We start from the raw sequence: 21,062 nt of genomic DNA on the forward strand, positions 1-21,062 counted from the left end.
CGTGATCGCCGCCGTCAGCGTCGTCTTGCCGTGGTCAACGTGACCAACCGTGCCAATGTTCACGTGCGGTTTCGAACGGTCAAACTTTTCCTTTGCCATGTCTCGGGGCGCCCTCAGGTTGTTGGTGGGCCGCGCGGCCCTGCTGCATACTCCGCGCGCATCTACTTTGGCATGCAGGGGAAATCAAGCACTTCATGCGGCCCGCGGGACGGTCGCAATGCACGTGTCAGGACGCCCCGGGCGGGGCGGCCTGTTCGGCGCTTTCGATCGGCTCCTGCGCCCCGGTCGCACCGCTCCCGCCGGCCGGTTCGCGGACCGTGAACCAGCCTTCCTCCGCGTGGCGTTCCTGCAGCCAGCTCTCGATCCGGCGGACGGCCGCGCGGCTGAGAACCTGCATCTGCTCCTGCTTGGTCTGGGTCAGTCCGGACCCAACGACGGCGTCGCCCGTCAAGGGCTCGAGGATGGTGAATTGCCGTGGCTTCGGCGTCAGCTTGCGGCCCGCCGCATCGTCCCACACCGTGACCTTGAGGATCAGGACCGATTTCGGCGCCGCCAGCACGGGCACCCCCGGCACCGCCAGCACGTAGCCCTCCACGCTGATCCCCAGATGGTAGAGCCCGCCGCCCTCGTACCGGCCGAAACGCGCCTCCACTGCAGACGTCATCGCGGCAATCCATTCCTCGCGGCTGGCCTCGCGCGAGGCCGGGCCTTTCACGAGATTGGGTGCGACGACCACGTTGTGACCGAGCCGGAAATCCCCGAGTTCGGCGGGCGGGCCGTCGACATCACCGGGCACGGCACAGGCGGAAAGGCCGAACAGGATGAAAAGCAGAGCTGCGAAGCGCGGCATCGCACGACCTTTCCCGAGGATCATGCACCCCGATAGCGCAGGCCCGCCGGGCGCGCAACGATTTGCCGCGTCACGCCCCGGCAGCTCAGGTGAAACGGTTGTCGCGGGGGAACCCGCGGGGCGCCATGCGCCCGGCGGTCGCGCGCTTGCCCATCCATTCGGCGAGGTCGGTCTCGGTGCGCGTGCGCCCGGCCGGGTCCTTCCAGCTCAGCCCGTCGACGAGATTGAAGGTGGTCGCGTCGGACAGCCCGCCATCCTTGTAACGCTGCAGGCGCACGCCCTTGCCGCGTCCCATCTCCGGCAGCTCGGAAACCGGGAAAACCAGCACCTTGCGGTTCTCGCCCACGCAGGCGACGTGGTCCCCCGCAACCGGCTTGCAAAGCCGCGCGCGCGCCGCGCCCCGCACGTTGAGCACCTGCTTGCCCCCGCGGGTCTGGGCAACGACTTCGTCCTCGTTGACGATGAAGCCGTCCCCGGCCGAGGACGCCACCAGCAGCTTGCGCCCCGGCCGGTGAATGAACAGCGAAACGATGTCGGCCTCGTTGGGCAGATCGACCATCAGGCGCAGGGGTTCGCCCATGCCGCGCCCGCCGGGCAGGTTGGCGGCGCTGATCGTGTAAAAGCGCCCGTTGCTGGCAAACACGATCAGGCGGTCTGTCGTCTCGGCGTGGAAGGTGAACCGGGGGCCATCGCCGTCCTTGAACTTCAGTTCGCGGCCAAGGTCGATATGGCCGGTCATTGCGCGGATCCATCCCATTTTCGAACAGACCACGGTGATCGGCTCGCGTTCTATCATCGCCTCCAGCGGGACGTCCTCGACCTCGCCGGCCTCTTCGATCCGGGTGCGCCGCGCACCGCCCTCGCAGTCCTTGCCGAAATCCTTTTTCACCTTGCGCAGCTGGTCGGCGATGGCCCCCCATTGCAGGGATTCGTCGTCCAGCAGATCCTCCAGCTCGGCGCGCTCGGCCATCAGCGCGTCGCGCTCCTTCAGCAACGCCTCTTCCTCCAGCCGCCGCAGGCTGCGCAGGCGCATGTTGAGTATCGCCTCGGCCTGCACCGTCGACAGGCCGTTCTCGCGGCCCTCGAACATGCGCGGCGTTTCCCTGTCCGGCGCGCTCTCGGCAAGGACGCCGCCCGCCGCTGCCTCTGTGTCCGTCACCAGCCGGAGTGCCGCCACGTCCACACCCGCCAGCGGCGAGTGATACCCGGATTCGTCGGCGGCGCGTGTCAGGGTGGACTGGTGTGCCATGCTCCAGTCCTCGTACATCAGCGCGGATTTCGGGTCGTCGTCGTACCGGATGATCTCGATCACCCGGTCGAGGTTGACGAAGGCGGTGATCAGCCCCTGCAGCACCTCCAACCGGTAATCGATCCGGCCCATGCGGTGCCGCGCGCGCCGGATCAGCACCTCGCGCCGGAAATCGAGGAAGGCGCGCAGAACCTCCTTCATCGAGCAGACCCGGGGTGTGACGCCGTCGATCAACACGTTCATGTTCAGCGAGATGCGCACCTCGAGATCGGAGTTGCGGAACAGCATTCCCATCAGCACCTCGGGGTCCACGTTCTTGGAACGCGGTTCGAGGATCATGCGCACGTCGTCGGCGCTCTCGTCTCGGATGTCAGCGAGGATCGGCACCTTCTTGGTCTGGATCAGCTCGGCGATCTTCTCCACCAGCTTGGATTTCTGCACCTGGTAGGGGATTTCGGTAACCACGATCTGCCACTGGCCGCGGGCCAGCTGCTCGACCTCCCAAGAGGCGCGCAGGCGAAACGCACCCCGCCCCGTGCGATAAGCCTGCGCCATGCTTTCGGGCGGCTCCACGATGACCCCGCCGGTCGGAAAATCCGGGCCTCGCACGTAATTCAGCAGCGTATCGTCACGGGCGTCCGGCGTCTTGATCAGGTGCAGGCAGGCATCCACCAGTTCGCCGATGTTGTGCGGCGGGATGTTCGTGGCCATGCCAACGGCGATACCGCTGGCCCCGTTGGCCAGCAGGTTTGGAAAGGACGCCGGCAGCACGACCGGCTCGGTCAGCGTTCCGTCATAGTTGTCGCGGAAATCGACGGCGTTCTCGTTCAGCCCCTCCAGCATGGCCTCGGCCACGGGCGTCATGCGCGCCTCGGTGTAGCGGCTGGCGGCGGGGTTGTCGCCGTCGATGTTACCGAAATTCCCCTGCCCGTCCACGAGCGGGTAGCGGACCGCGAAATCCTGCGCGAGACGCGCCATCGCGTCGTAGATCGCGGCATCGCCGTGGGGGTGGTAGTTGCCCATCACGTCACCGGCGATCTTGGCCGACTTGCGAAAACCGCCGGTCGAATTCAGCCGCAATTCGCGCATGGCAAAGAGAATCCGGCGGTGCACCGGTTTCAGACCGTCCCGCGCATCGGGCAGGGCCCGGTGCATGATGGTCGAGAGCGCATAGGTCAGATACCGCTCCCCGATAGCCCGGCGCAGCGGTTCGGACACGGCTTGCGGGTCCATGTCGGGGTCGTCGACCAAATCACTCATGGATCATGAGATAGCCGTGCCGATTGGCCACGTAAAGCGCCGAGCCCCCGCGGCCCGTGCTTTTCCCATGATGCCACCGGGCGAATCGTGTACTGTCTGCGGTCTGAGGCCAGGCTTGGGGTGAAAACACGCGATGTGGCGCTTCTTGGTGATTTCGTTTGCCGTGCTCGCGTTGACCTTTTACGAGCTCAGCGGCGGGGCCGGATACGAACCTGCGCCCAACTCGATCCAGGCGCGGGCCGATCTCGTCCGCCCCAAGGCGCGGCCGGAAACCGGGCCACCGGCCCCCGGGGCGCAAACCCTTGCCGAGGTGGAAGCCCTGATGGACCAGCTGAACGAGGCGGAGACGCAGACGGAGCAGGTGTCGGTCACCCTCGCCACCGCACGCACCGATGGCATCGGCATATTGGCTGGCGAGGCAAGCCGCCCCAAGGCCGAACTTCTTGAACTGGAGGACGTCAGCCCGAAGCCGGAAACCGACGCCTCCATCGAGTCCGCGATCGCCGCGGCGATAGGCGAGGCGCGTTTCGAGGATGAACAGCTTCGATGGGTCAAGGAAGGCATGGTGGACCTGCGCACGGGGCCGGGGCTCAGCTTTGACACGGTAACCCGCTTGACCAAGGGAACAGAGGTGGCGGTGGTCGAGGATCCGGGCCACGGTTGGCTGAAGGTGCAGCTCTTGGACGGTTACCAGAGCGGATGGCTGGCCGAGTGGCTGGTCACGCGGCCGCGATGAGTGCGGCAGCGGGCATGTCCGGAACATGAGCGGCAAGAGTATCCTGATAACCGGGTGCTCCTCGGGCATCGGCCATGACGCGGCGCACGGGCTGCGGCGACGGGGGTGGCGCGTGTTTGCCTCCTGCCGCAAGGCCGAGGATTGTGCGCGGCTGCGTGACGAGGGCTTCGAAAGCCCGCGGATCGACTACGAGGACAGCGCGACGATCACGGCGGGCCTGCAGGAGGTGCTTGCCGCCACGGGCGGACGGCTGGACGCGCTGTTCAACAACGGCGCCTTCGCCTGCCCCGGCGCCGTGGAGGACCTGCCGACAGATGCCCTCCGGAACATCTTCGAGGCGAACCTCTTCGGCTGGCATGAACTCACGCGGCAGGTGATCCCCGTCATGCGCGAGCAGGGCCATGGCCGGATCGTGCAGAATTCGTCGGTGCTCGGTCTGGTGGTCATGCAATGGCGCGGGGCCTATGCCTGTACCAAGTTCGCGCTGGAGGGGCTGACCGACGCGCTGCGCATAGAAATGCGCGGCAGCGGCATCCACGTCGTCACCATAGAACCCGGTCCCGTCACATCGAAGATACGGGCCAATTCCATCCCGCATTTCGAACGCTGGATCGACTGGCGCAACTCGGCCCGGGCATCGCAGTACGAATCGCTGCTGCATCGGCTGTACGAGGAACGCGGCCCCGACCGTTTCGAACTGCCCGCCTCGGCGGTCACGCAAAAGCTGGTTCATGCGCTCGAATCGCCACGCCCCCGCCCGCGATACTACGTGACCACGCCAACCCATATCATGGGCGCGCTGCGCCGGCTGCTGCCGACCCGGGCGCTCGACTGGCTCATATCCAAAGGCTGAAACCGTCGCGGCAAGAGCAGGCGGTTTTTTTCGCTTTCGCCTTTCCCGCCAACCGCTCTACATGGGCGCAGTGGTCTCAACGGAGGTGCTCCCGATGCTCGATGATCCGTTATTCATCATAGTCGCGCTGGCCTGCGGCGCTGTGGCCGTCATACTCGCCCTGGGCATCAGCACCTTCGGCAAGGAAGGGGTCGAGAGCAGCAAGCGGGCGAACAAGTTCATGCGCTGGCGGATCATCGCGCAATTCATCGCGGTGCTGCTAATCCTGCTTTTCGTTTTCATCCGGCGCCAAGGGGGGCAATGACATGGTCGTACTGAACAAGATTTACACCAAGACCGGCGATGCGGGGGAAACCGCGCTCGGGAACGGCGCCCGCGTGGCAAAACATTCCATGCGCGTGGTCGCCTACGGCACGGTCGACGAGGTCAACGCCACCGTGGGTCTTGCGCGCCTCAGATCCAGCGGAGAAAGCGATCAGGCGCTGGCGCGAATCCAGAACGACCTCTTCGATCTGGGCGCCGATCTGTGCCGCCCGGACATGGACCGCGACGCCGAGGCGGAATACACGCCGCTGCGCGTCAGCGAGGGACAGGTCAAGCGGCTCGAGGCCGAGATCGACGCGATGAACGGCGAGCTGGAGCCGCTGCGCAGCTTCATCCTGCCCGGCGGATCGGAACTTGCCGCCTATCTGCACCTCTGCCGGACCGTGTCGCGCCGGGCCGAACGGCACGCCGTCGAGCTGGCCACGGTCGAGGACGTGAACCCTGCGGCGGTGACCTATCTGAACCGTCTCAGCGACTGGTTTTTCGTAGCCTCCCGCATCGCCAACGATAACGGAAGCGCCGACGTGCTGTGGGTGCCGGGCGCGAACCGGTGACGGGACGGGACGCTTAAATGCCCGCGGGGGTGAAAAACACGACGCCCCCGGGGCAGGACGTGACGATTTTGCTCTGTTTCCCCATGTCACAAATCTATATCAACGCGCTGGAGAACGATGAGAGGAGTCGCCGGGCGGCTCATCCACTTTAAGGGAGATCGGACGTATGAAGGTGCTCGTACCTGTCAAGCGAGTGATCGACTACAACGTGAAAGTCCGTGTGAAATCGGACGGATCGGGGGTCGATCTTGCGAATGTGAAGATGTCGATGAACCCCTTCGACGAGATCGCGATGGAAGAGGCGATCCGGCTCAAGGAGGCGGGCAAGGCAGAGGAAGTCGTCGCCGTATCCATCGGCGTCAAGCAGGCGCAGGAAACACTGCGCACCGCGCTGGCCATGGGGGCGGATCGTGCGATCCTTGTCGTGGCGGCGGATGACGTGCACACGGATATCGAGCCGCTGGCAGTGGCCAAGATCCTCAAGGCCGTGATCGACGAGGAACAGCCGGGGCTCGTGATCGCGGGCAAGCAGGCGATCGACAACGACATGAACGCCACCGGGCAGATGCTGTCGGCACTGATGGGCTGGTCGCAGGGCACCTTCGCCTCCGAGCTGGACATCCAGGACGGCCACGCCCTGGTCACTCGCGAGGTTGATGGCGGCCTGCAGACCATCAAGGTCAAGATGCCCGCGATCGTGACCGTGGACCTGCGGCTGAACGAACCGCGTTACGCGTCCCTTCCCAACATCATGAAAGCCAAGAAGAAGCCGCTGGAGGAAAAGACCGCCGAGGACTACGGCGTGGACGTCACGCCGCGGCTGGAGGTCGTCAAGACGGGCGAGCCGCCCGCGCGCAAGGCGGGTGAAATGGTGGGCTCGGTCGATGAGCTTGTCGAGAAACTCAAGGAAGCGGGAGCCGTGTAATGTCTGTTCTTCTTCTTGCAGAAGTCACCGATGGCGAACTGAGCTTTGACGCAACCGCCAAGGCCGTCGCCGCCGTAAAGGACCTTGGCGACATCACCGCGCTGTGCGCCGGGGCCAAGGCCGCGGACGCGGGCGAGGCCGCGGCCAAGATCGAGGGCGTCGCCAAGGTGCTGGTCGTCGAGGACGCGTCGCTTGGCCACCGCCTCGCCGAACCTACGGCGGCGCTGATCGCCAGCCTCGCCGCTGACTATGACCACATCGTCGCGCCCGCCACGACCGATGCCAAGAACGTCCTGCCGCGGGTTGCCGCGCTGCTCGACGTCATGGTGATCTCGGATGTCTCGGGCGTGGTGGATGCCGACACATTCGAACGTCCGATCTATGCCGGCAACGCCATCCAGACGGTCAAGTCCAACGACTCCAAGAAAGTCGTCTCGATCAGGACGGCCAATTTCGACGCCGTGGGCGAGCAGGCCGCCGCCCCCGTCGAGACGGCCTCGGCCACTGACAATCCCGGCCTGTCGGAGTGGGTCGAGGACAAGGTTGCCGAGAGCGACCGGCCCGAGCTGACCTCGGCCGGCGTGGTGGTCTCGGGCGGTCGCGGCGTCGGCTCCGAGGAGGACTTCGCGATCATCGAGAAACTGGCGGACAAGCTTGGCGCAGCCGTCGGCGCCTCCCGCGCCGCGGTCGATTCGGGGTTCGCCCCCAATGACTGGCAGGTCGGCCAGACCGGCAAGGTCGTGGCGCCGGATCTCTACGTCGCGGTGGGGATCTCGGGCGCGATCCAGCATCTTGCGGGCATGAAGGACTCCAAGATCATCGTCGCCATCAACAAGGACGAGGAGGCGCCGATCTTCCAGGTGGCGGATTACGGTCTCGTGGCGGATCTCTTCGATGCCGTGCCGGAGCTCACCGAGAAACTCGGCTGATCCCGCCATTCAAGTGGCGCATGCAAGGGCCCGCCAATTGGCGGGCCTTTTTCATTGGGCGAGCGCGGCCGTCGCGACGGGCGACAGGGCCTCGGCGGCGGCGCGATGCGCGCCGGGACCAAGCAGCTTACGCGCGGCGCGCCGCTCCTGCGGCGAGCGCGCCGGCCCGATATCCGCGCCGCGCGCTTCTTCGCCGAGGTTCAGTTCGACGATCGCGTGCACCTCGGCGCGCAGCGATTCGAGCATGTCGCGGCTCACCAGCGCCGGGTCGGCATGGATACCGGGCCGGTCGATGCCGGCGTCCGGAGACCGGGCCGACAGCCAGAGCAGTACGAGCGGGTTGCCCATACCCTTGATCAGCCTGCGCATGCCCTGCGTCCATACCGCCGATAGTTCGCGCCGGACATAGGCGAAACGCTCGGGCGACACGTCCCTGAGATGCCCAAGCAGGTGCCGCGTGAAACTGAACTCGGTAAAGTCGACCTCGGGAAACAGGGCATGCAGGGCGTCCGTCGCCCTGAGGAAGCGGTCGTTGCGGCGCGGATGCACGCGATAGTACATGTTCGACATGTTCACGGCGCAGGGAACCTGGAGCACGGTCAACCGCGCCCGCGCCGCGCAGTCCATGAGCGCTGTGTCGTTGGCGAACACGTCGATCCCGGCATTCGGCCAGCCGAAGTTGACGCAGGTGATGCCCGTCGCCTGTTCCAGAAGGTCTGGAAACGGCGCCGGGATGAACCGCCCGACCGTGTCCGTACCGCCAAGGCAAGCGATGAAATCCCCGTCCAGCGGCTTGCGCGGGCCCCGGAAGATCAGCCGCGAGCCGTCATAGCTGCACTGGTCGAAATCCGGAACGCTCTGTCCAGTTTCCGCAGAGGTCATGATACCCCCCATTTTTCTCACCCGGTCGGGGTTGTCCGGCAGTCGGGTTGAGAAACCGCTAAACGTAAATTTTTCCGCGACTTTTCGCCCTCCTGCCGGGCGCTGAGCGTCCGCCGCGTCGCGTGCGCCCCTTGCAGCCCGTCGGCGGCGATGCCTATTGTGTCGGGGCAATCAGCAACGGGGCGAGCGAATGGAAATCCGCAAGGTGGGTGTTGTCGGCGCGGGCCAGATGGGCAACGGGATCGCGCATGTAATGGCCGCGGCCGGTTACGATGTCCTGCTCAACGATGTCAGCGAGGAAGCGATCGAAACGGGGCTGCAGACTATCCGCAAGAACATGGAGCGGCAGGTGAGCCGCGGCAAGATGGAACAGGCGGCGATGGACGGCGCGCTGAACCGGATCGCCCCGACCCTCACGCTGACCGATCTGGGCGCCACCGATCTGGTCATCGAATCCGCGACCGAACGCGAAACCGTCAAGCAGGCGATTTTCGAGGATCTCGTGCCACATCTCTTGCCGCACACGATCCTGACGTCCAACACCTCGTCCATTTCGATCACGCGGCTGGCCAGCCGTACCGATCGCCCCGAGAAGTTCATGGGATTCCATTTCATGAACCCGGTCCCGGTGATGCAGCTGGTCGAGTTGATTCGCGGCATCGCCACCGACGAGGAAACTTTCAGAATCTGCCATGGCGTGGTGGCGCGTCTCGGCAAGACGGCGGCCAGCGCCGAGGATTTCCCGGCGTTCATCGTCAACCGTATCCTGATGCCGATGATAAACGAAGCCGTCTACACCCTCTACGAGGGGGTGGGCAACGTAACCTCCATCGACACGTCGATGAAGCTGGGAACCAATCATCCGATGGGCCCGCTGGAACTGGCAGACTTCATCGGACTGGATACTTGCCTTGCGATCATGAACGTCCTGCACGACGGCTTGGCTGATACCAAGTATCGCCCCTGCCCGCTCCTGACCAAGTATGTCGAGGCGGGATGGCTCGGGCGCAAGGCCGGGCGCGGCTTTTACGACTATCGCGGTGACACGCCGGTTCCCACGCGATGACGACCGGGCGGCGTTTAACCCTCGCCCAGTGCCAGCGTATGGTCGCGCAGCCACGACATGAAGCCGCGCGGATCGCTGTGCAGCAGTTCCATGTTGTCCTCGCCCACGGGCGCGCCGACGACCGGCTTTTGCGGGTGATTGCAGCTTCGCACCACCTCGTGCAGCAGGAAGCTCTGGCGCAGGGTCGGCGAAATGCAGTTCGCCATCTGGTAAATCCGCGAATTCGCACCGGGGAAATAGATCGGGACAACGGTGGCGCCGGAGCGGCGTATCATCTGCGCGGTGAACACGTTCCATTCCCGCTCGATCACGGGGCCGAACAGGCTGTCGGATGAGGCCACCACGCCGGACGGAAAGACGCTGACGACCCCCCCTTCCTTGAGGTGTGCCATCGCCTTGGCCCGCATCTCCACCGACTTGCGCTGCGCATCCGGCTCATGCGGGAACGGAACCGGGATCATGTAGGAGGCCGCCACCTCGTCGATACCGGTCAGCAAGGCGCGGGTGAGTATCTTGTAATCGGTGCGGCGCCGCCCGATCAGGTCGGCAAGGATCATCCCGTCAACAAGCCCGTGCGGGTGATTTGCGACCACCACGACCGGGCCGTCGGCAGGAATGTTGTCGATCTGCTCCTGCGGCGTCTCCAGCGGGATTCCCATCGTGTCGAGCGCCGCCCGCCAGAATGCCTGCCCGGTCGGTGCGCCGCGTTTCTCGAACTGCCGAATCATCTTGAGAATGGTCAGTTTTCCCGTGAACCATTCTATCGCCCGGATGGTGAACGCGGCCGCCGGCGTGTCGAAGGAATTGGCATAGGTCAGACTGCGGCGGTCATACTTGGTAAAGTTAACCGTCTCGCCGGGAATTTCCCGGGCCTGATCCTTCGTGCCGTCCGCCACCTGGTTCATTCCCGTCCCGCGTTGCAGTCGCGCCGAGGTCTCACATCTCTTCGCCGAAACGGTCGGCGACAAGCGCCTCGACCGCGTCCGCCAAGGCCTCAGCGTCCGGCCCCCACGCCCGCACGTCAATAGTCTTTCCTTTCGACGCTGCCAACATCAAAAGCCCCATGATGCTGTCCGCGCCGCTGGATTGACCCTCGTGGCTGATTTCCGCCGTGGCGTCGAACCCTTCCACGACCTCGACGAGCTTGGCCGCCGCGCGCGCGTGCAGGCCCTTCTCGTTCACGATCCTAAATTGTCGTGAAATGGTGTCTCCCATGACGTTCCTCGTCCTTCCCGCTGTCCCTGCTCAGTCGGTCGACACGTTGTGGCTGTCGATGTATTTGCGACCGGCATCCATAGCGGCTCTGGCCGCCTCCGCAACGCCAAGATGGCGGCTCTTGGCCAGCTTGATCAGCATCGGCAGATTCGCGCCGTAGAGAATGCGGCGGTCATCAGGTTGACACGCCTTCAGCGACAGGTTGGAAGGCGAGCCGCCGAACATGTCCGTCACGATCACGACCCCGCCGCCGGTATCGACCTCGTCGGCCGCCGCGCATATCTCGGCCTGTTTCAGAACGCGGTCGCAATCGTTTTCAATGGTGATGCCGCGCAGCCCCGACTGTGCGCCGACCACGTGCTCGATCGCCTTCACGTATTCGCGGGCCAAACCGCCATGCGCCACGATCACGATGCCGATCACCGGGTGTCGTCCCCTTGCGTTACTGTGTTTTCGCGATCCGGGCGCGGCGTGTCGGCATGACGATCACGTCGCTCCAGTTCACGGTGTCTTATAGACACCTGCCAGCCGGAATCCGCAAGGGCCCCGGCGAGGGTTTCGGCCATCACGACGCTGCGATGCTGGCCGCCGGTGCAGCCGAAACCGATGGCAAGATATGCCTTTCCGGACTCCTCGTAGGCCGGCAATAGCAGTTGCACCATCTCGGCCACCCGGTCCCGGAAGCCGGCAAAGCGCGCGTCGGCGCGCACATGCTCGGCCACAGCCGAATCGCGCCCATCGCCGTCGCGCAACGTTTCGTCCCAGTACGGATTCCGCAGGAAACGGCAATCGAGCACGATGTCCAGCCCGCGCGGAAGCCCGCGCTTGTAGGAAAACGACTGCACCGTGACGGCCAGAGGGGCCTGTCCGTCCGGCGCGAACCAGCGGGCCAGCTCCGACCGCAGGTCGTGTGGAGACATATCGGAGGTGTCGATCAGCACGTCGGCGCGCGCCTTGACCGGCTCGAGCAGGTCGAATTCCCGCGCGATGCCGTCAGCCGGGGTTTCCGCCGGTGCCATCGGGTGGCGGCGACGTGTTTCGGAGAACCGGCGCAGCAAGACCTCGTCATTGCTGTCCAGGTACAGCACCTGCAGCGGCACTGGACTCGCCCGTCCCAGCCGGTCGATCGCGTCAACCAGCCCGAAAGTGGAAAAATCGCGGTTGCGCGTGTCGATCCCGAGGGCAAGGGGCTTGTCCGGCGCCGGACCATCCAGCAGGCGCGGCAAGAGCGATAGCGGCAGGTTGTCGATGGCCTCGTATCCAAGGTCCTCGAGCGCGCGAATGGCCGTCGTCCGACCGGCCCCGGAGGGCCCGGTGACAAGCACCAGCGGATGTTGCGCAGTGGTCTGGGTCATCGCCACGGCACCCTTCAGGCATACCTTCCATGCATCACATAAGTCCGGATCGCCGCCGGGAAATGGGGGCCGCCCGGATTTCCCACAAGCGGCAACACGACGTCGAGCAACCGCGCTTCGCGGCGGGGCGGCAATCTCTCGGTTTCGTGCGTGTCGAGATCGACAAGCAGCTCGACACGTGCCGGCGCCTCGCACGGCATGTTCAGAAGCCCGACACCGCGCGCCTCGACCAGGCCGCGGATGCGCTCCGGCACACCGGCAAAAAGCGCGCCGCCCTCCCGCCAAAGGCACGTACGGTCATCGGCGACAAGGGCCGCACCAAGCCCCAGGAGCTGCAACGCCATCGCGGATTTCCCGCTGCCGGAGCGACCCCGAATGAGCACGCCCCTCCCATCGAACGAAACACAGGAGGCATGCACGGTCAGCGCGCCATCGGGCGTGGCGGACACTGCAGGCTCTGGACCATGCCCCATCGGTCAGACCGGCAGGCCCACGACGAAACGCGCGCCAAGCGGGTCGGATGTCACGTCGGCGTCCGTGGGCCGGATGTTCTCGGCCCAGATGACACCGTCATGCGCCTCCACGATCTGTTTGGAGATCGACAGGCCGAGGCCCGAGTTGTTGCCGAATTCCTTTTCGGACCGCTGCGAGTAGAACCGCTGGAAGATCTTGGTAAGTGCTTGTTCAGGGATACCCGGGCCGGTGTCTTCCACCACCACGACGACGCGGTTCTCGCGCTTGCGCGCCCAAAGCCGGATCGCGTCACCTTCCTCGCAGAAACTGATGGCATTGGTGATGAGGTTGACAAAGACTTGCGCCAACCGTCCCTCCAGGCCGGTGATGACGATCGGCTCCTTGGGGAAATCGGTGATGAACTCGACACCCTTCTTCTGCGCCTCCTCTCCAAGATACTGCGACAGGTTGCTCAGCATGCCGATCAGGTCGAACGCGTCCTGCTCTTCCTTCACCAGCTCCCCGTCCAGCCGGGACGCGTTGGAAATATCGCTGACCAGGCGATCCAGGCGGCGCACGTCATGCTCGATCACGTCCAGCAACTTGCTGCGCTGGTCCTCGCGCTTGGCCACGCGCATGGTGCCCACGGCCGAGCGGAGCGAGGCAAGCGGGTTCTTGATCTCGTGCGCGACGTCCGCGGCGAACTGCTCGTTGCTTTCTATACGGTGGTAGAGCGCCCCGACCATGCCGCGCAGGGCCCCGCTGAGACGCCCGATCTCGTCGGGCCGCGCCGTGAGGTCGGGGATGCGGATGCGTCCGCCCTGGTTGCCCTGGCGACGGTTCCGGGCGCTGCCGACCTCGGCCGCCGCCGCCAGTTCGGCCAGCGGGTTGGAGATCGTTGACGCAAGGATCAGGCTGAGCCCGACGGAAACGAGCGTGGCGATGAGGAACATCCGCAACACCCGCTCCCGCTCCAGCCGGACCAGTTGATCGATCTCGCCGCTCACGCTCGCCTGCGCGACGACCCCGACGGGGGACGCGCCGCGCTCCACCGGCGCGGCAACCAGAAATATGGGGCTGTCACCCTGCTGGCCCCGGCGGACCGTCACGCCCTCGTTGAGCGCCTCGTCGGCCAGCGCACGCACCTGCGCCTCGACCGGCTCGCGTGCCGCGGCCTCCGACCCTGCCGAGAACGGGGCCGAGATCTGCTCCCACGCCCAGGAAATCGCATCGGTGATATACGTGTTCTCGTGCCGCGTCTCCGGCCCGGCCGGCCGGGCGACCTGGCCGGCAAGCCGCCCCTGCGTGTCGAAGACGTAGACCTCGGTCCCGGGGCGCAAGCTCAGCTTTTCGAGCGTGGCTTCCACGTCGATCCCGTCCCCGGTGACAAGGTTGACCGGCGCCGTGGTGGGCAGGTTGGCGGAAAAGACATCGGCGATGAGCGCGGTCTCGCTGCGCAGGCTGTCGGCGTAGCGGTCCACCAGGCCGTCGCGCGAGGAGTTGAGATACAATATGCCCGCGACAAGAACATTGAGCGCGATCAGGTTGAAGGTGACGATCTTGCGCGTGATCGACGCCCCGCTTCGCGAGATGTATCCCCGCTTCCTGCGGCGGATACGAACCTCTTCATCGACCACGTTTTCCGGAGCTACGAAGTCATCTCCGAGAACGACGCCATCATCGTCCGATAATGACTGATCGCGCACGTCTATCCTTTCGGCGGGCCCCACTCATTCCTCGTTGTAACGGTAGCCGATCCCGTAGAGCGTCTCAATGGCCGAGAACTCCGGGTCGACCATCCGCATCTTCTTGCGCAGCCGCTTGATATGGCTGTCGATGGTCCGGTCGTCGACATAGACCTGGTCGTCATAGGCCACGTCCATCAACTGGTCCCGGCTCTTCACGAAACCGGGGCGCTGTGCCAACGCCTGAAGCAGGAGGAACTCCGTGACGGTGAGCGACACGTCCTCGCCCTTCCACGTCACCGCGTGGCGCAGCGGATCCATCCGCAGCGCGCCGCGCTCGATCACCTTGCTGTCCTCGGTTTCTGCGACGATACCGCCGGCATCGGCTTCCTTACGGCGCAGGAGCGCACGGATCCGCTCGACCAGAAGGCGCTGCGAGAACGGTTTCTTGACGTAGTCATCCGCCCCCATCCTCAGGCCGAGCACCTCGTCGATCTCGTCATCCTTGGAGGTCAGGAAGATGACCGGCATCGAGGTTTTCTGGCGCAACCGCTGCAACAGGTCCATGCCGTCCATGCGCGGCATCTTGATATCGAGCACGGCCATGTCCGGCATCCGCTTGGAAAACGCGTCAAACGCCTGCTGGCCGTCCGTGTAGGTATCCACCTCGAAGCCCTCGGCCTCGAGCGTCATGGAGACGGATGTCAGGATATTCCTGTCATCGTCCACAAGGGCGATCTTCGACATGTGAGATTTCCTTCAACTGCTCTGTCTGCCATTTTTTCGCCGATTATGCGCCTTTTTGCCCTTTGCAATCAATCCCAAACTCCGAATCAGCCATCCTGACAGGGGTATTTCGTGCCGAAATTTCTTATAATCGGCTAAATTGCCCCACTTTCACCTGCACGGCACCGGGCGATCCCGGGCCATGCGGCAGTGGTTGCGCTAACTTGCGACTGGTGGCGCTAACTGCGCAAAAGCGTCCTGTTCATTTACGAAAGCGTCATGTTAAGAGCCAGATGCAGAGGCATTGGACACTGCGCAGCGGCGGGTTGATGCGCCCGGCCGCAGGCGCAAAATTTCCGGCCGGGTGCCGCCGGCCACCGCGACCAAGGAGCTTGCGAAAGATGACATTCGGACGGGTCAACCCGCAATTCCGGCTGGAGGATCAGGGCATCACCGGGCTGGACAATGTCTTTTACAACCTCATCGAGCCCGCCCTGATCGAAGCGGCGCTGCAGAATGGGGAAGGACGTCTTGGCAAGGGGGGAACGTTCCTTGTGTCCACGGGCAAGTTCACCGGCCGTTCGCCAAAGGACAAGCACGTTGTCAAGACCGACGCGGTGGCCGAAACGATCTGGTGGGAGAACAACGCCGCGATGAGCCCGGAGGGCTTCGACCAGCTTTACGCAGACATGCTGACGCACATGCAGGGCGGCACCTATTACGTGCAGGACTTGGTCGGTGGCGCCGACCCCGCGCACGCGATCAACGTGCGCATGGTGACGGAACTGGCGTGGCACGGCCTGTTCATCCGCCACATGCTGCGCCGCCCGGAACGCGAGGCGCTCGACCGCTTCGTCGCCGATTTCACGGTGATAAACTGCCCCAGCTTCCGGGCCGACCCCAAGAAACACGATTGCCGCTCGGAAACCGTGATCGCGCTGAATTTCGATCGCAAGTTGATCCTGATCGGCGGCACGGAATACGCGGGCGAGAACAAGAAGTCGGTTTTCACCCTGCTCAACTACCTGCTTCCGGAAAAGGGCATCATGCCGATGCACTGCTCGGCCAACCACGCCCGCGGCAACCCCGTCGACACGGCGATCTTCTTCGGCCTGTCGGGCACTGGCAAGACCACCCTTTCCGCCGATCCCGAGCGCATCCTTATCGGCGATGACGAGCACGGCTGGTCCGATCGCGGCACCTTCAATTTCGAGGGGGGATGCTACGCCAAGACGATCAACCTCGACCCGGAGGCAGAGCCGGAAATCTATGCCACGACCGAAAAGTTCGGCACCGTGATCGAGAACATGGTCTATGACGAGGAGACGCTGGAACTCGATTTCACCGACGACTCGCTCACGGCCAACACGCGCTGCGCTTACCCGCTGGAATATATCTCGAACGCGTCGGCGAACGCACTTGGCGGGCATCCCAAGAACATCATCATGCTGACCTGCGACGCCTTTGGCGTGCTGCCGCCGATTGCGCGGCTGACCCCCGCGCAGGCGATGTACCACTTCCTCTCGGGCTTCACGGCCAAGGTTGCCGGCACGGAACGCGGCGTGACCGAGCCGCAGCCGACCTTCTCCACCTGTTTCGGCGCCCCCTTCATGCCCCGCCGCCCGGAAGCCTATGGCAACCTCCTGCGGGAAAAGATCGCCAAGCACGGCGCGACCTGCTGGCTGGTCAACACCGGCTGGACCGGCGGGGCCTACGGTGTCGGCTCGCGCATGCCGATCAAGGCCACGCGCGCCCTGCTCACCGCGGCGCTGGACGGCTCGCTCAGCAAGGTGGAATTCCGCAAGGACCCGAATTTCGGCTTCGAGGTGCCGGTCAAGGTGCCCGGCGTACCGGAAGTTCTGCTCGACCCGCGCCGCACATGGGGCAACCCCGAGGGGTACGACGCGCAGGCCGAGAAGCTGGTGAAGATGTTCGCCGACAACTTCGCGCAGTACCTGCCCTATATCGACGACGACGTGAAGGCCGCCGCGATCGGCTGAGGCGCGCGAAATTCTTCGTCGAAGAATTTCCGGCCCCGGCCGCGGGTTTTCCGGCCAAGATTATTCGCCGAATAATCTTGGCGACGGCCCTCAGTCTGGCAGCGTGCCCTTAAGGACGTAGCGCAGAATATCCACGACCTGCTCGGGTTCGCGCGCAACGGCAAGGGCGGCGGCGTCGACCTCTTTCAGAGCGTGGTCATGCTCGAGCGGCTGGAGGATGATGAGCGACTTGCCGAGCGCGCTGGCATAGCCTGCATCGAAGGCGGCGTTCCACTGCTTGTACTTGTCGCCGAAACGCACCACGACCACGTCGGCCTCGGCGATGCCCTTGCGGGTTCGGATGGCGTTGACCATCGCGCCCTTGTGGTCGTGCCAGTACTTGTCGGCCTCGTCCCCGAGGATGGCGACACCGCAATCATCCGATGCCGCGTGATCGGTCACCGGCGCGCTGAAGGCCACGTCCAGACCCTCCGCCGCGCCGGTTATCCTTTCGCGCCAGTCGGTGTGGATCTCGCCCGAAAGGTAAACACTGAGTGTCATGATTGCGCTCTCCCTACCAGTATCGTTTACATGACCGCGGTCAGCTTCGCAGCACGCCGCCCGTGGCCTTCTCGACCTTTTCCACAATTCTGCTGGAGACGGCCTCGATATCGGCCTCCTTCAGGGTCGCCTCGCGCGGCTGCAGCCGAACCGTGATGGCCAGGCTCTTCTTGCCCTCACCGAGAGCCCCGCCAATGAATTCGTCGAAAACGCGCACGTCCTCTATCAAGGACTTGTCCGCGCCGGCCGCGGCATTGACGAGGCTGAGCGCCTCCACATCGCTGTCGACGACAAAGGCGAAGTCGCGCTCCACCGGTTGCAGATCGCTGATGTCCAAGGCACCGCGCCCGGCCCCTGCGCGGCGCGGTTGCGGTATTTCGGCAAGCCGGATGGTGAACCCGACAGCAGGCCCCCTGACGTCCATCTCGTGCAGCACTTTCGGGTGCAGTTCACCGAACACGGCCAGCGTCTTCTTGGGGCCCAGGCACATGCGGCCGTGCCGGCCAGGGTGCCACCAGTTTTCACCGTCCCGCAGGATCTGCATCCTGGACGGGGCACCGAGGGCGGACAGCACCGCCTCGGCATCGGCCTTGGCATCGAACACGTCCACTGGCCGCGACGTTCCGTGCACATCCTTGGGCCCGGTCCGGCCGACGAGCAGACCCGCCGCCAGGAGGTGCTGCTCCCCGGGTTCACCCCCGTGGAACGCATGGCCAACCTCGAAAAGCGCGAGATCGGCGATGCCGCGCGCCTGATTGCGCGCCCCGGCCTGCAGCAGGCCGGGCAGCAAGGCGGGGCGCATGTGGCTCATCTCCGAGCTGATGGGGTTGGCGAGCATCGTCGCGTCATCCCCCCCGCCAAAGAGCGCCGCGGTGTCACGGTCGATGAAGCTGTAGGTGACGCACTCGTTGTAGCCGAGCGCGGCGATGGTGCGCCGCGCCGTCTGCTCGCGCTTTTGCAGCGGGCTCAGGATGGGCTTGGGCACGCCGGGCGTCCCCCGGGGCATCGGCTTGCCCTCCAGCTTCGTCAGCGACGCGATCCGTGCGACCTCCTCGACGAGATCGGCCTCTCCCATCACGTCCGGTCGCCAGCTCGGCACGTGGGCCATGTTGCCTTCCAGCCGGAATCCCAGGCGGGTCAGCGTCTGGCGCTGCTCGCTTTCCGGGATGGCCATGCCCACCAGCGACTGCACGCGTTCGGGGTCGAGCCGATAGGCCCGGTCCACGTCGGGCACCTCGCCGGCGACGACCATCTCGGACGCCTCGCCGCCACAAAGATCGAGGATCATTTGCGTGGCCAGCTCGTGGCCCTCCATGTTGAACGCCGGGTCCACGCCGCGTTCGAACCGGTAACGCGCGTCAGAGTTGATCTTGAGCGCCCGCCCGGTATGGGCGATCTGGACATGGTCCCACAGCGCCGCCTCGAGAAACACATCGGTCGTTTCGTCCGTGCATCCCGTGGCCAGCCCGCCCATGATCCCGGCGATGCTCTCTACGCCGCTGTCATCGGAAATCACGACCTGACCGGCCGAAAAGGTGTATTCCTTCTCGTCGAGACCCACCAGTGTCTCGCCGCCCTGCGCGCGATGAACCCGCAGGTCCCCGCTGACCTTGCGGGCATCGAACACGTGCAGGGGGCGATTGCGGTCGAAAGTAAAGAAATTGGTGATATCGACCAGCGCCGAGATGGGGCGCAGCCCGATCGCGCGCAAGCGGTCCTGCAGCCATCGGGGCGAGGGGCCGTTCTTGACGCCGCGGATCACGCGACCGGCGAAGACGAAACAGCCGCCCTCGCGGGTGTCGTCGTCGATCGTCACGCCGATGGGGCACGGGAATTGCCCCTCGACACGGGCCTGCGGCGCCGTCTTCATCGTTCCCAGCCCGCGGGCGGCGAGATCCAGCGCTATCCCCCGCACGCCAAGCGCATCGGGACGGTTCGGCGTGATCGCGATCTCGATCACGGGATCGATCTTGGCGGGGTCATTGACGGCCAGCCAGTCGGTGAACCTCTGGCCCACATCGCCCGAGGGCAGTTCGATGATACCCTCGTGTTCGTCCGACAGCTCCATTTCGCGTTCAGAGCACATCATGCCGTGGCTCTCGACACCGCGGATCTTGCCCACGCCGATGGTGGTGTCGATGCCGGGCACGTAGGTGCCCGGGCTTGCCACCACGACGGTGATGCCCTCGCGCGCATTGGGTGCGCCGCAGATGATCTGGGTGGCACCCTCGCCGGTATCGACCTGGCAGACACGCAAGCGGTCGGCGTCGGGATGCCTTTCCGCCTTGAGAACCTTGCCGATGGTGAAATCCCGCAGCCGCGCGGCCGGGTCAGTGATCTGCTCGACCTCCAGCCCGAGATCGGTCAGCGTCTCGGCGATCTCCTCGACCGTCGCGTCGGTTTCAAGGTGGTCTTTCAGCCAGGACAGGGTGAATTTCATCAGCTCGGATCCGCAGGTTTTCTCAATTCACCGGGCCTTTAGCGGATATGAGCCGGCGTTGGAAGGGGGCGCTGCCGCCACCGCAGCCGCGCCGTGGCCCCGCGCGCGCCCGTCCGACAGGCGAAACACGCTCAAAGGCCCACCAGCCCGCGGCGGACGAGGTTGAGCCCGGCGCACAGCAAGACCACGAGCGTGAGCTTTCGAAAGGTGCGCTGGTCGATCCTGTCCTGAACCGCGAAACCGACCCGCAGACCAATTGCCGCCGGCAGCACCAGCAACGCCGAGACGGGGGCCGTTGCGGCGTCAAGCACCCCCGACGCGATATGCGCCATGGTCAACGCGACGGCACCCATACCGTATATGACACCTTGAACGCGGATCTGTTCTGTCTTTTCGGTATCCATGGCCGTAAGCAGCGCGACCGTCGGAGGCCCCCACACACCCGAGAGCCCGCCGAAGAACCCCGCGACCGCGCCGATGCCCGCCTCCAGCCCCGGGCCGGGACGCGGCGGCAGCCGCAGCGGACGTCCCGCCAGCGTTGCGGCGGCAAAGAGCGTCATCGGCGCCCCGATGACAAGCAGCAGTACGGGGCCGGGCAGAACCATGACGAGCTGCGACGACAGTGCCAGAAAGGCCAGCCCCGCAAGCAGAAACACGCGGAACTTCCGCAGCGACTCGAAAGCGGCGCCGATGCCCTGCCGCAGCGCCTGCCAGCCATTGCTCACCAGCGTCGGCAGGATGAGCCACGCCAGCGCGAGGTCGGGCGAGACGACAGAGCCGAGGCCAGAGATCAGCACCATGGGCATGGCAAAGCCGACAAGCCCCTTGACGAGACCTGCAAGCACCGCCACCGCGAAAGCGTAGATGACAAGGCCCGGTCCGGCACCGGACAAAGCTAGGAGATCCATGCGCCCCTCCTAGCACTTTCCGGACAGGACGCACGGGCTATTTCCCTGTTAGGCTGGTACTGGCCGCATCGCTTTGCCGTCACGTCCGGCGACGCGACAAGGTGGCGCAACA

The 21,062-nt window shown here is 65.1% G+C and carries 22 protein-coding genes; 8 read left to right on the forward strand and 14 right to left on the reverse strand.

Annotation, left to right across the window (positions count from 1 at the left end):
* The 3 genes from ACH13J_RS12345 to ACH13J_RS12355 all read right to left on the reverse strand — a co-directional run.
* Window positions 1-99, reverse strand: a 99-nt coding sequence (locus ACH13J_RS12345) for a GTP-binding protein (RefSeq protein WP_397542489.1), incomplete at its 3' end; no start/stop codon positions are given.
* Between the two features lie 127 nt (window positions 100-226).
* Window positions 227-850 (reverse strand): hypothetical protein, encoded by a 624-nt coding sequence (locus ACH13J_RS12350; RefSeq protein WP_397543641.1) that lies wholly within the window; start codon window positions 848-850, stop codon window positions 227-229.
* An 85-nt stretch (window positions 851-935) separates the two neighbouring features.
* Window positions 936-3,359: a DNA topoisomerase (ATP-hydrolyzing) gene (locus ACH13J_RS12355; protein WP_397543642.1), complete on the reverse strand. Its 2,424-nt coding sequence runs from the start codon at window positions 3,357-3,359 to the stop codon at window positions 936-938.
* A gap of 133 nt (window positions 3,360-3,492) precedes the next feature.
* Here ACH13J_RS12355 and ACH13J_RS12360 point away from each other — a divergent pair, with 133 nt between their 5' ends.
* From ACH13J_RS12360 to ACH13J_RS12385, 6 genes are all read left to right on the forward strand, one after another.
* The gene (locus tag ACH13J_RS12360; RefSeq protein WP_397543643.1) at window positions 3,493-4,095 is read left to right on the forward strand and encodes an SH3 domain-containing protein; all 603 of its coding nucleotides are present in this window, start codon (window positions 3,493-3,495) and stop codon (window positions 4,093-4,095) included.
* A gap of 25 nt (window positions 4,096-4,120) precedes the next feature.
* Window positions 4,121-4,948: an SDR family oxidoreductase gene (locus tag ACH13J_RS12365; RefSeq protein WP_397543644.1), complete on the forward strand. Its 828-nt coding sequence runs from the start codon at window positions 4,121-4,123 to the stop codon at window positions 4,946-4,948.
* Window positions 4,949-5,042: 94 nt separating this feature from the next.
* A complete protein-coding gene (locus ACH13J_RS12370; protein WP_397543645.1) occupies window positions 5,043-5,252 on the forward strand; it encodes a twin transmembrane helix small protein in 210 nt (69 codons plus the stop codon).
* A 1-nt stretch (window position 5,253) separates the two neighbouring features.
* Window positions 5,254-5,826 (forward strand): cob(I)yrinic acid a,c-diamide adenosyltransferase, encoded by a 573-nt coding sequence (locus ACH13J_RS12375; RefSeq protein WP_397543646.1) that lies wholly within the window; start codon window positions 5,254-5,256, stop codon window positions 5,824-5,826.
* Window positions 5,827-5,992: 166 nt separating this feature from the next.
* Window positions 5,993-6,751: an electron transfer flavoprotein subunit beta/FixA family protein gene (locus ACH13J_RS12380; protein ID WP_397543647.1), complete on the forward strand. Its 759-nt coding sequence runs from the start codon at window positions 5,993-5,995 to the stop codon at window positions 6,749-6,751.
* Entirely contained in the window at window positions 6,751-7,680 is a 930-nt protein-coding gene (locus tag ACH13J_RS12385) for an FAD-binding protein (protein WP_397543648.1), read from the forward strand. The genes ACH13J_RS12380 and ACH13J_RS12385 overlap by 1 nt, the downstream gene beginning before the upstream one ends.
* Before the next feature lie 51 nt (window positions 7,681-7,731).
* Here the strand turns inward: ACH13J_RS12385 and ACH13J_RS12390 are convergent, their stop codons facing one another.
* Window positions 7,732-8,562: a DUF6473 family protein gene (locus ACH13J_RS12390; protein ID WP_397543649.1), complete on the reverse strand. Its 831-nt coding sequence runs from the start codon at window positions 8,560-8,562 to the stop codon at window positions 7,732-7,734.
* 190 nt (window positions 8,563-8,752) lie between these two features.
* Here ACH13J_RS12390 and ACH13J_RS12395 point away from each other — a divergent pair, with 190 nt between their 5' ends.
* Window positions 8,753-9,628 carry a 3-hydroxybutyryl-CoA dehydrogenase gene (locus ACH13J_RS12395; protein ID WP_397543650.1) on the forward strand — a complete coding sequence of 292 codons (876 nt, stop codon included), beginning with the start codon at window positions 8,753-8,755 and terminating at the stop codon, window positions 9,626-9,628.
* Window positions 9,629-9,642: 14 nt separating this feature from the next.
* On the opposite strand, the gene ACH13J_RS12400 is transcribed toward ACH13J_RS12395, so the two are convergent.
* From ACH13J_RS12400 to ACH13J_RS12430, 7 genes are read right to left on the reverse strand one after another with little or no spacing between them, the layout of a single operon-like run.
* Window positions 9,643-10,533, reverse strand: coding sequence for a 1-acyl-sn-glycerol-3-phosphate acyltransferase (locus tag ACH13J_RS12400; RefSeq protein WP_397543651.1), 891 nt, complete (start codon window positions 10,531-10,533; stop codon window positions 9,643-9,645).
* A 31-nt stretch (window positions 10,534-10,564) separates the two neighbouring features.
* Window positions 10,565-10,843 carry an HPr family phosphocarrier protein gene (locus ACH13J_RS12405; protein ID WP_397543652.1) on the reverse strand — a complete coding sequence of 93 codons (279 nt, stop codon included), beginning with the start codon at window positions 10,841-10,843 and terminating at the stop codon, window positions 10,565-10,567.
* A 30-nt stretch (window positions 10,844-10,873) separates the two neighbouring features.
* Window positions 10,874-11,266, reverse strand: a complete 393-nt coding sequence (locus tag ACH13J_RS12410; protein ID WP_397543653.1) for a PTS sugar transporter subunit IIA domain-containing protein — start codon at window positions 11,264-11,266, stop codon at window positions 10,874-10,876.
* The gene (gene rapZ, locus ACH13J_RS12415; RefSeq protein ID WP_397543654.1) at window positions 11,263-12,198 is read right to left on the reverse strand and encodes an RNase adapter RapZ; all 936 of its coding nucleotides are present in this window, start codon (window positions 12,196-12,198) and stop codon (window positions 11,263-11,265) included. Before rapZ ends, ACH13J_RS12410 begins: the two co-directional genes overlap by 4 nt.
* A gap of 14 nt (window positions 12,199-12,212) precedes the next feature.
* Window positions 12,213-12,671, reverse strand: coding sequence for an HPr kinase/phosphorylase (locus ACH13J_RS12420; protein ID WP_397543655.1), 459 nt, complete (start codon window positions 12,669-12,671; stop codon window positions 12,213-12,215).
* Between the two features lie 3 nt (window positions 12,672-12,674).
* Window positions 12,675-14,357, reverse strand: a complete 1,683-nt coding sequence (locus ACH13J_RS12425) for an ATP-binding protein (RefSeq protein ID WP_397543656.1) — start codon at window positions 14,355-14,357, stop codon at window positions 12,675-12,677.
* A gap of 24 nt (window positions 14,358-14,381) precedes the next feature.
* On the reverse strand, window positions 14,382-15,083 hold the full coding sequence (locus ACH13J_RS12430; protein WP_397543657.1) for a response regulator: 702 nt from the start codon (window positions 15,081-15,083) through the stop codon (window positions 14,382-14,384).
* A gap of 380 nt (window positions 15,084-15,463) precedes the next feature.
* Between ACH13J_RS12430 and ACH13J_RS12435 the strand changes: the two genes are divergently transcribed.
* The gene (locus tag ACH13J_RS12435; protein ID WP_397543658.1) at window positions 15,464-17,062 is read left to right on the forward strand and encodes a phosphoenolpyruvate carboxykinase; all 1,599 of its coding nucleotides are present in this window, start codon (window positions 15,464-15,466) and stop codon (window positions 17,060-17,062) included.
* Between the two features lie 90 nt (window positions 17,063-17,152).
* On the opposite strand, the gene ACH13J_RS12440 is transcribed toward ACH13J_RS12435, so the two are convergent.
* The 3 genes from ACH13J_RS12440 to ACH13J_RS12450 all read right to left on the reverse strand — a co-directional run bounded on the left by ACH13J_RS12440 (window position 17,153) and on the right by ACH13J_RS12450 (window position 20,950).
* The gene (locus ACH13J_RS12440; RefSeq protein WP_397543659.1) at window positions 17,153-17,602 is read right to left on the reverse strand and encodes a YtoQ family protein; all 450 of its coding nucleotides are present in this window, start codon (window positions 17,600-17,602) and stop codon (window positions 17,153-17,155) included.
* 40 nt (window positions 17,603-17,642) lie between these two features.
* The gene (gene pheT, locus ACH13J_RS12445; RefSeq protein ID WP_397543660.1) at window positions 17,643-20,042 is read right to left on the reverse strand and encodes a phenylalanine--tRNA ligase subunit beta; all 2,400 of its coding nucleotides are present in this window, start codon (window positions 20,040-20,042) and stop codon (window positions 17,643-17,645) included.
* Between the two features lie 131 nt (window positions 20,043-20,173).
* Window positions 20,174-20,950 carry a TSUP family transporter gene (locus ACH13J_RS12450; protein WP_397543661.1) on the reverse strand — a complete coding sequence of 259 codons (777 nt, stop codon included), beginning with the start codon at window positions 20,948-20,950 and terminating at the stop codon, window positions 20,174-20,176.
* Window positions 20,951-21,062: the final 112 nt, after the last annotated feature.

The organism is Roseovarius salis, assembly GCF_044472985.1.
In the GTDB taxonomy this organism is placed as follows: Bacteria; Pseudomonadota; Alphaproteobacteria; order Rhodobacterales; family Rhodobacteraceae; genus Roseovarius; species Roseovarius salis.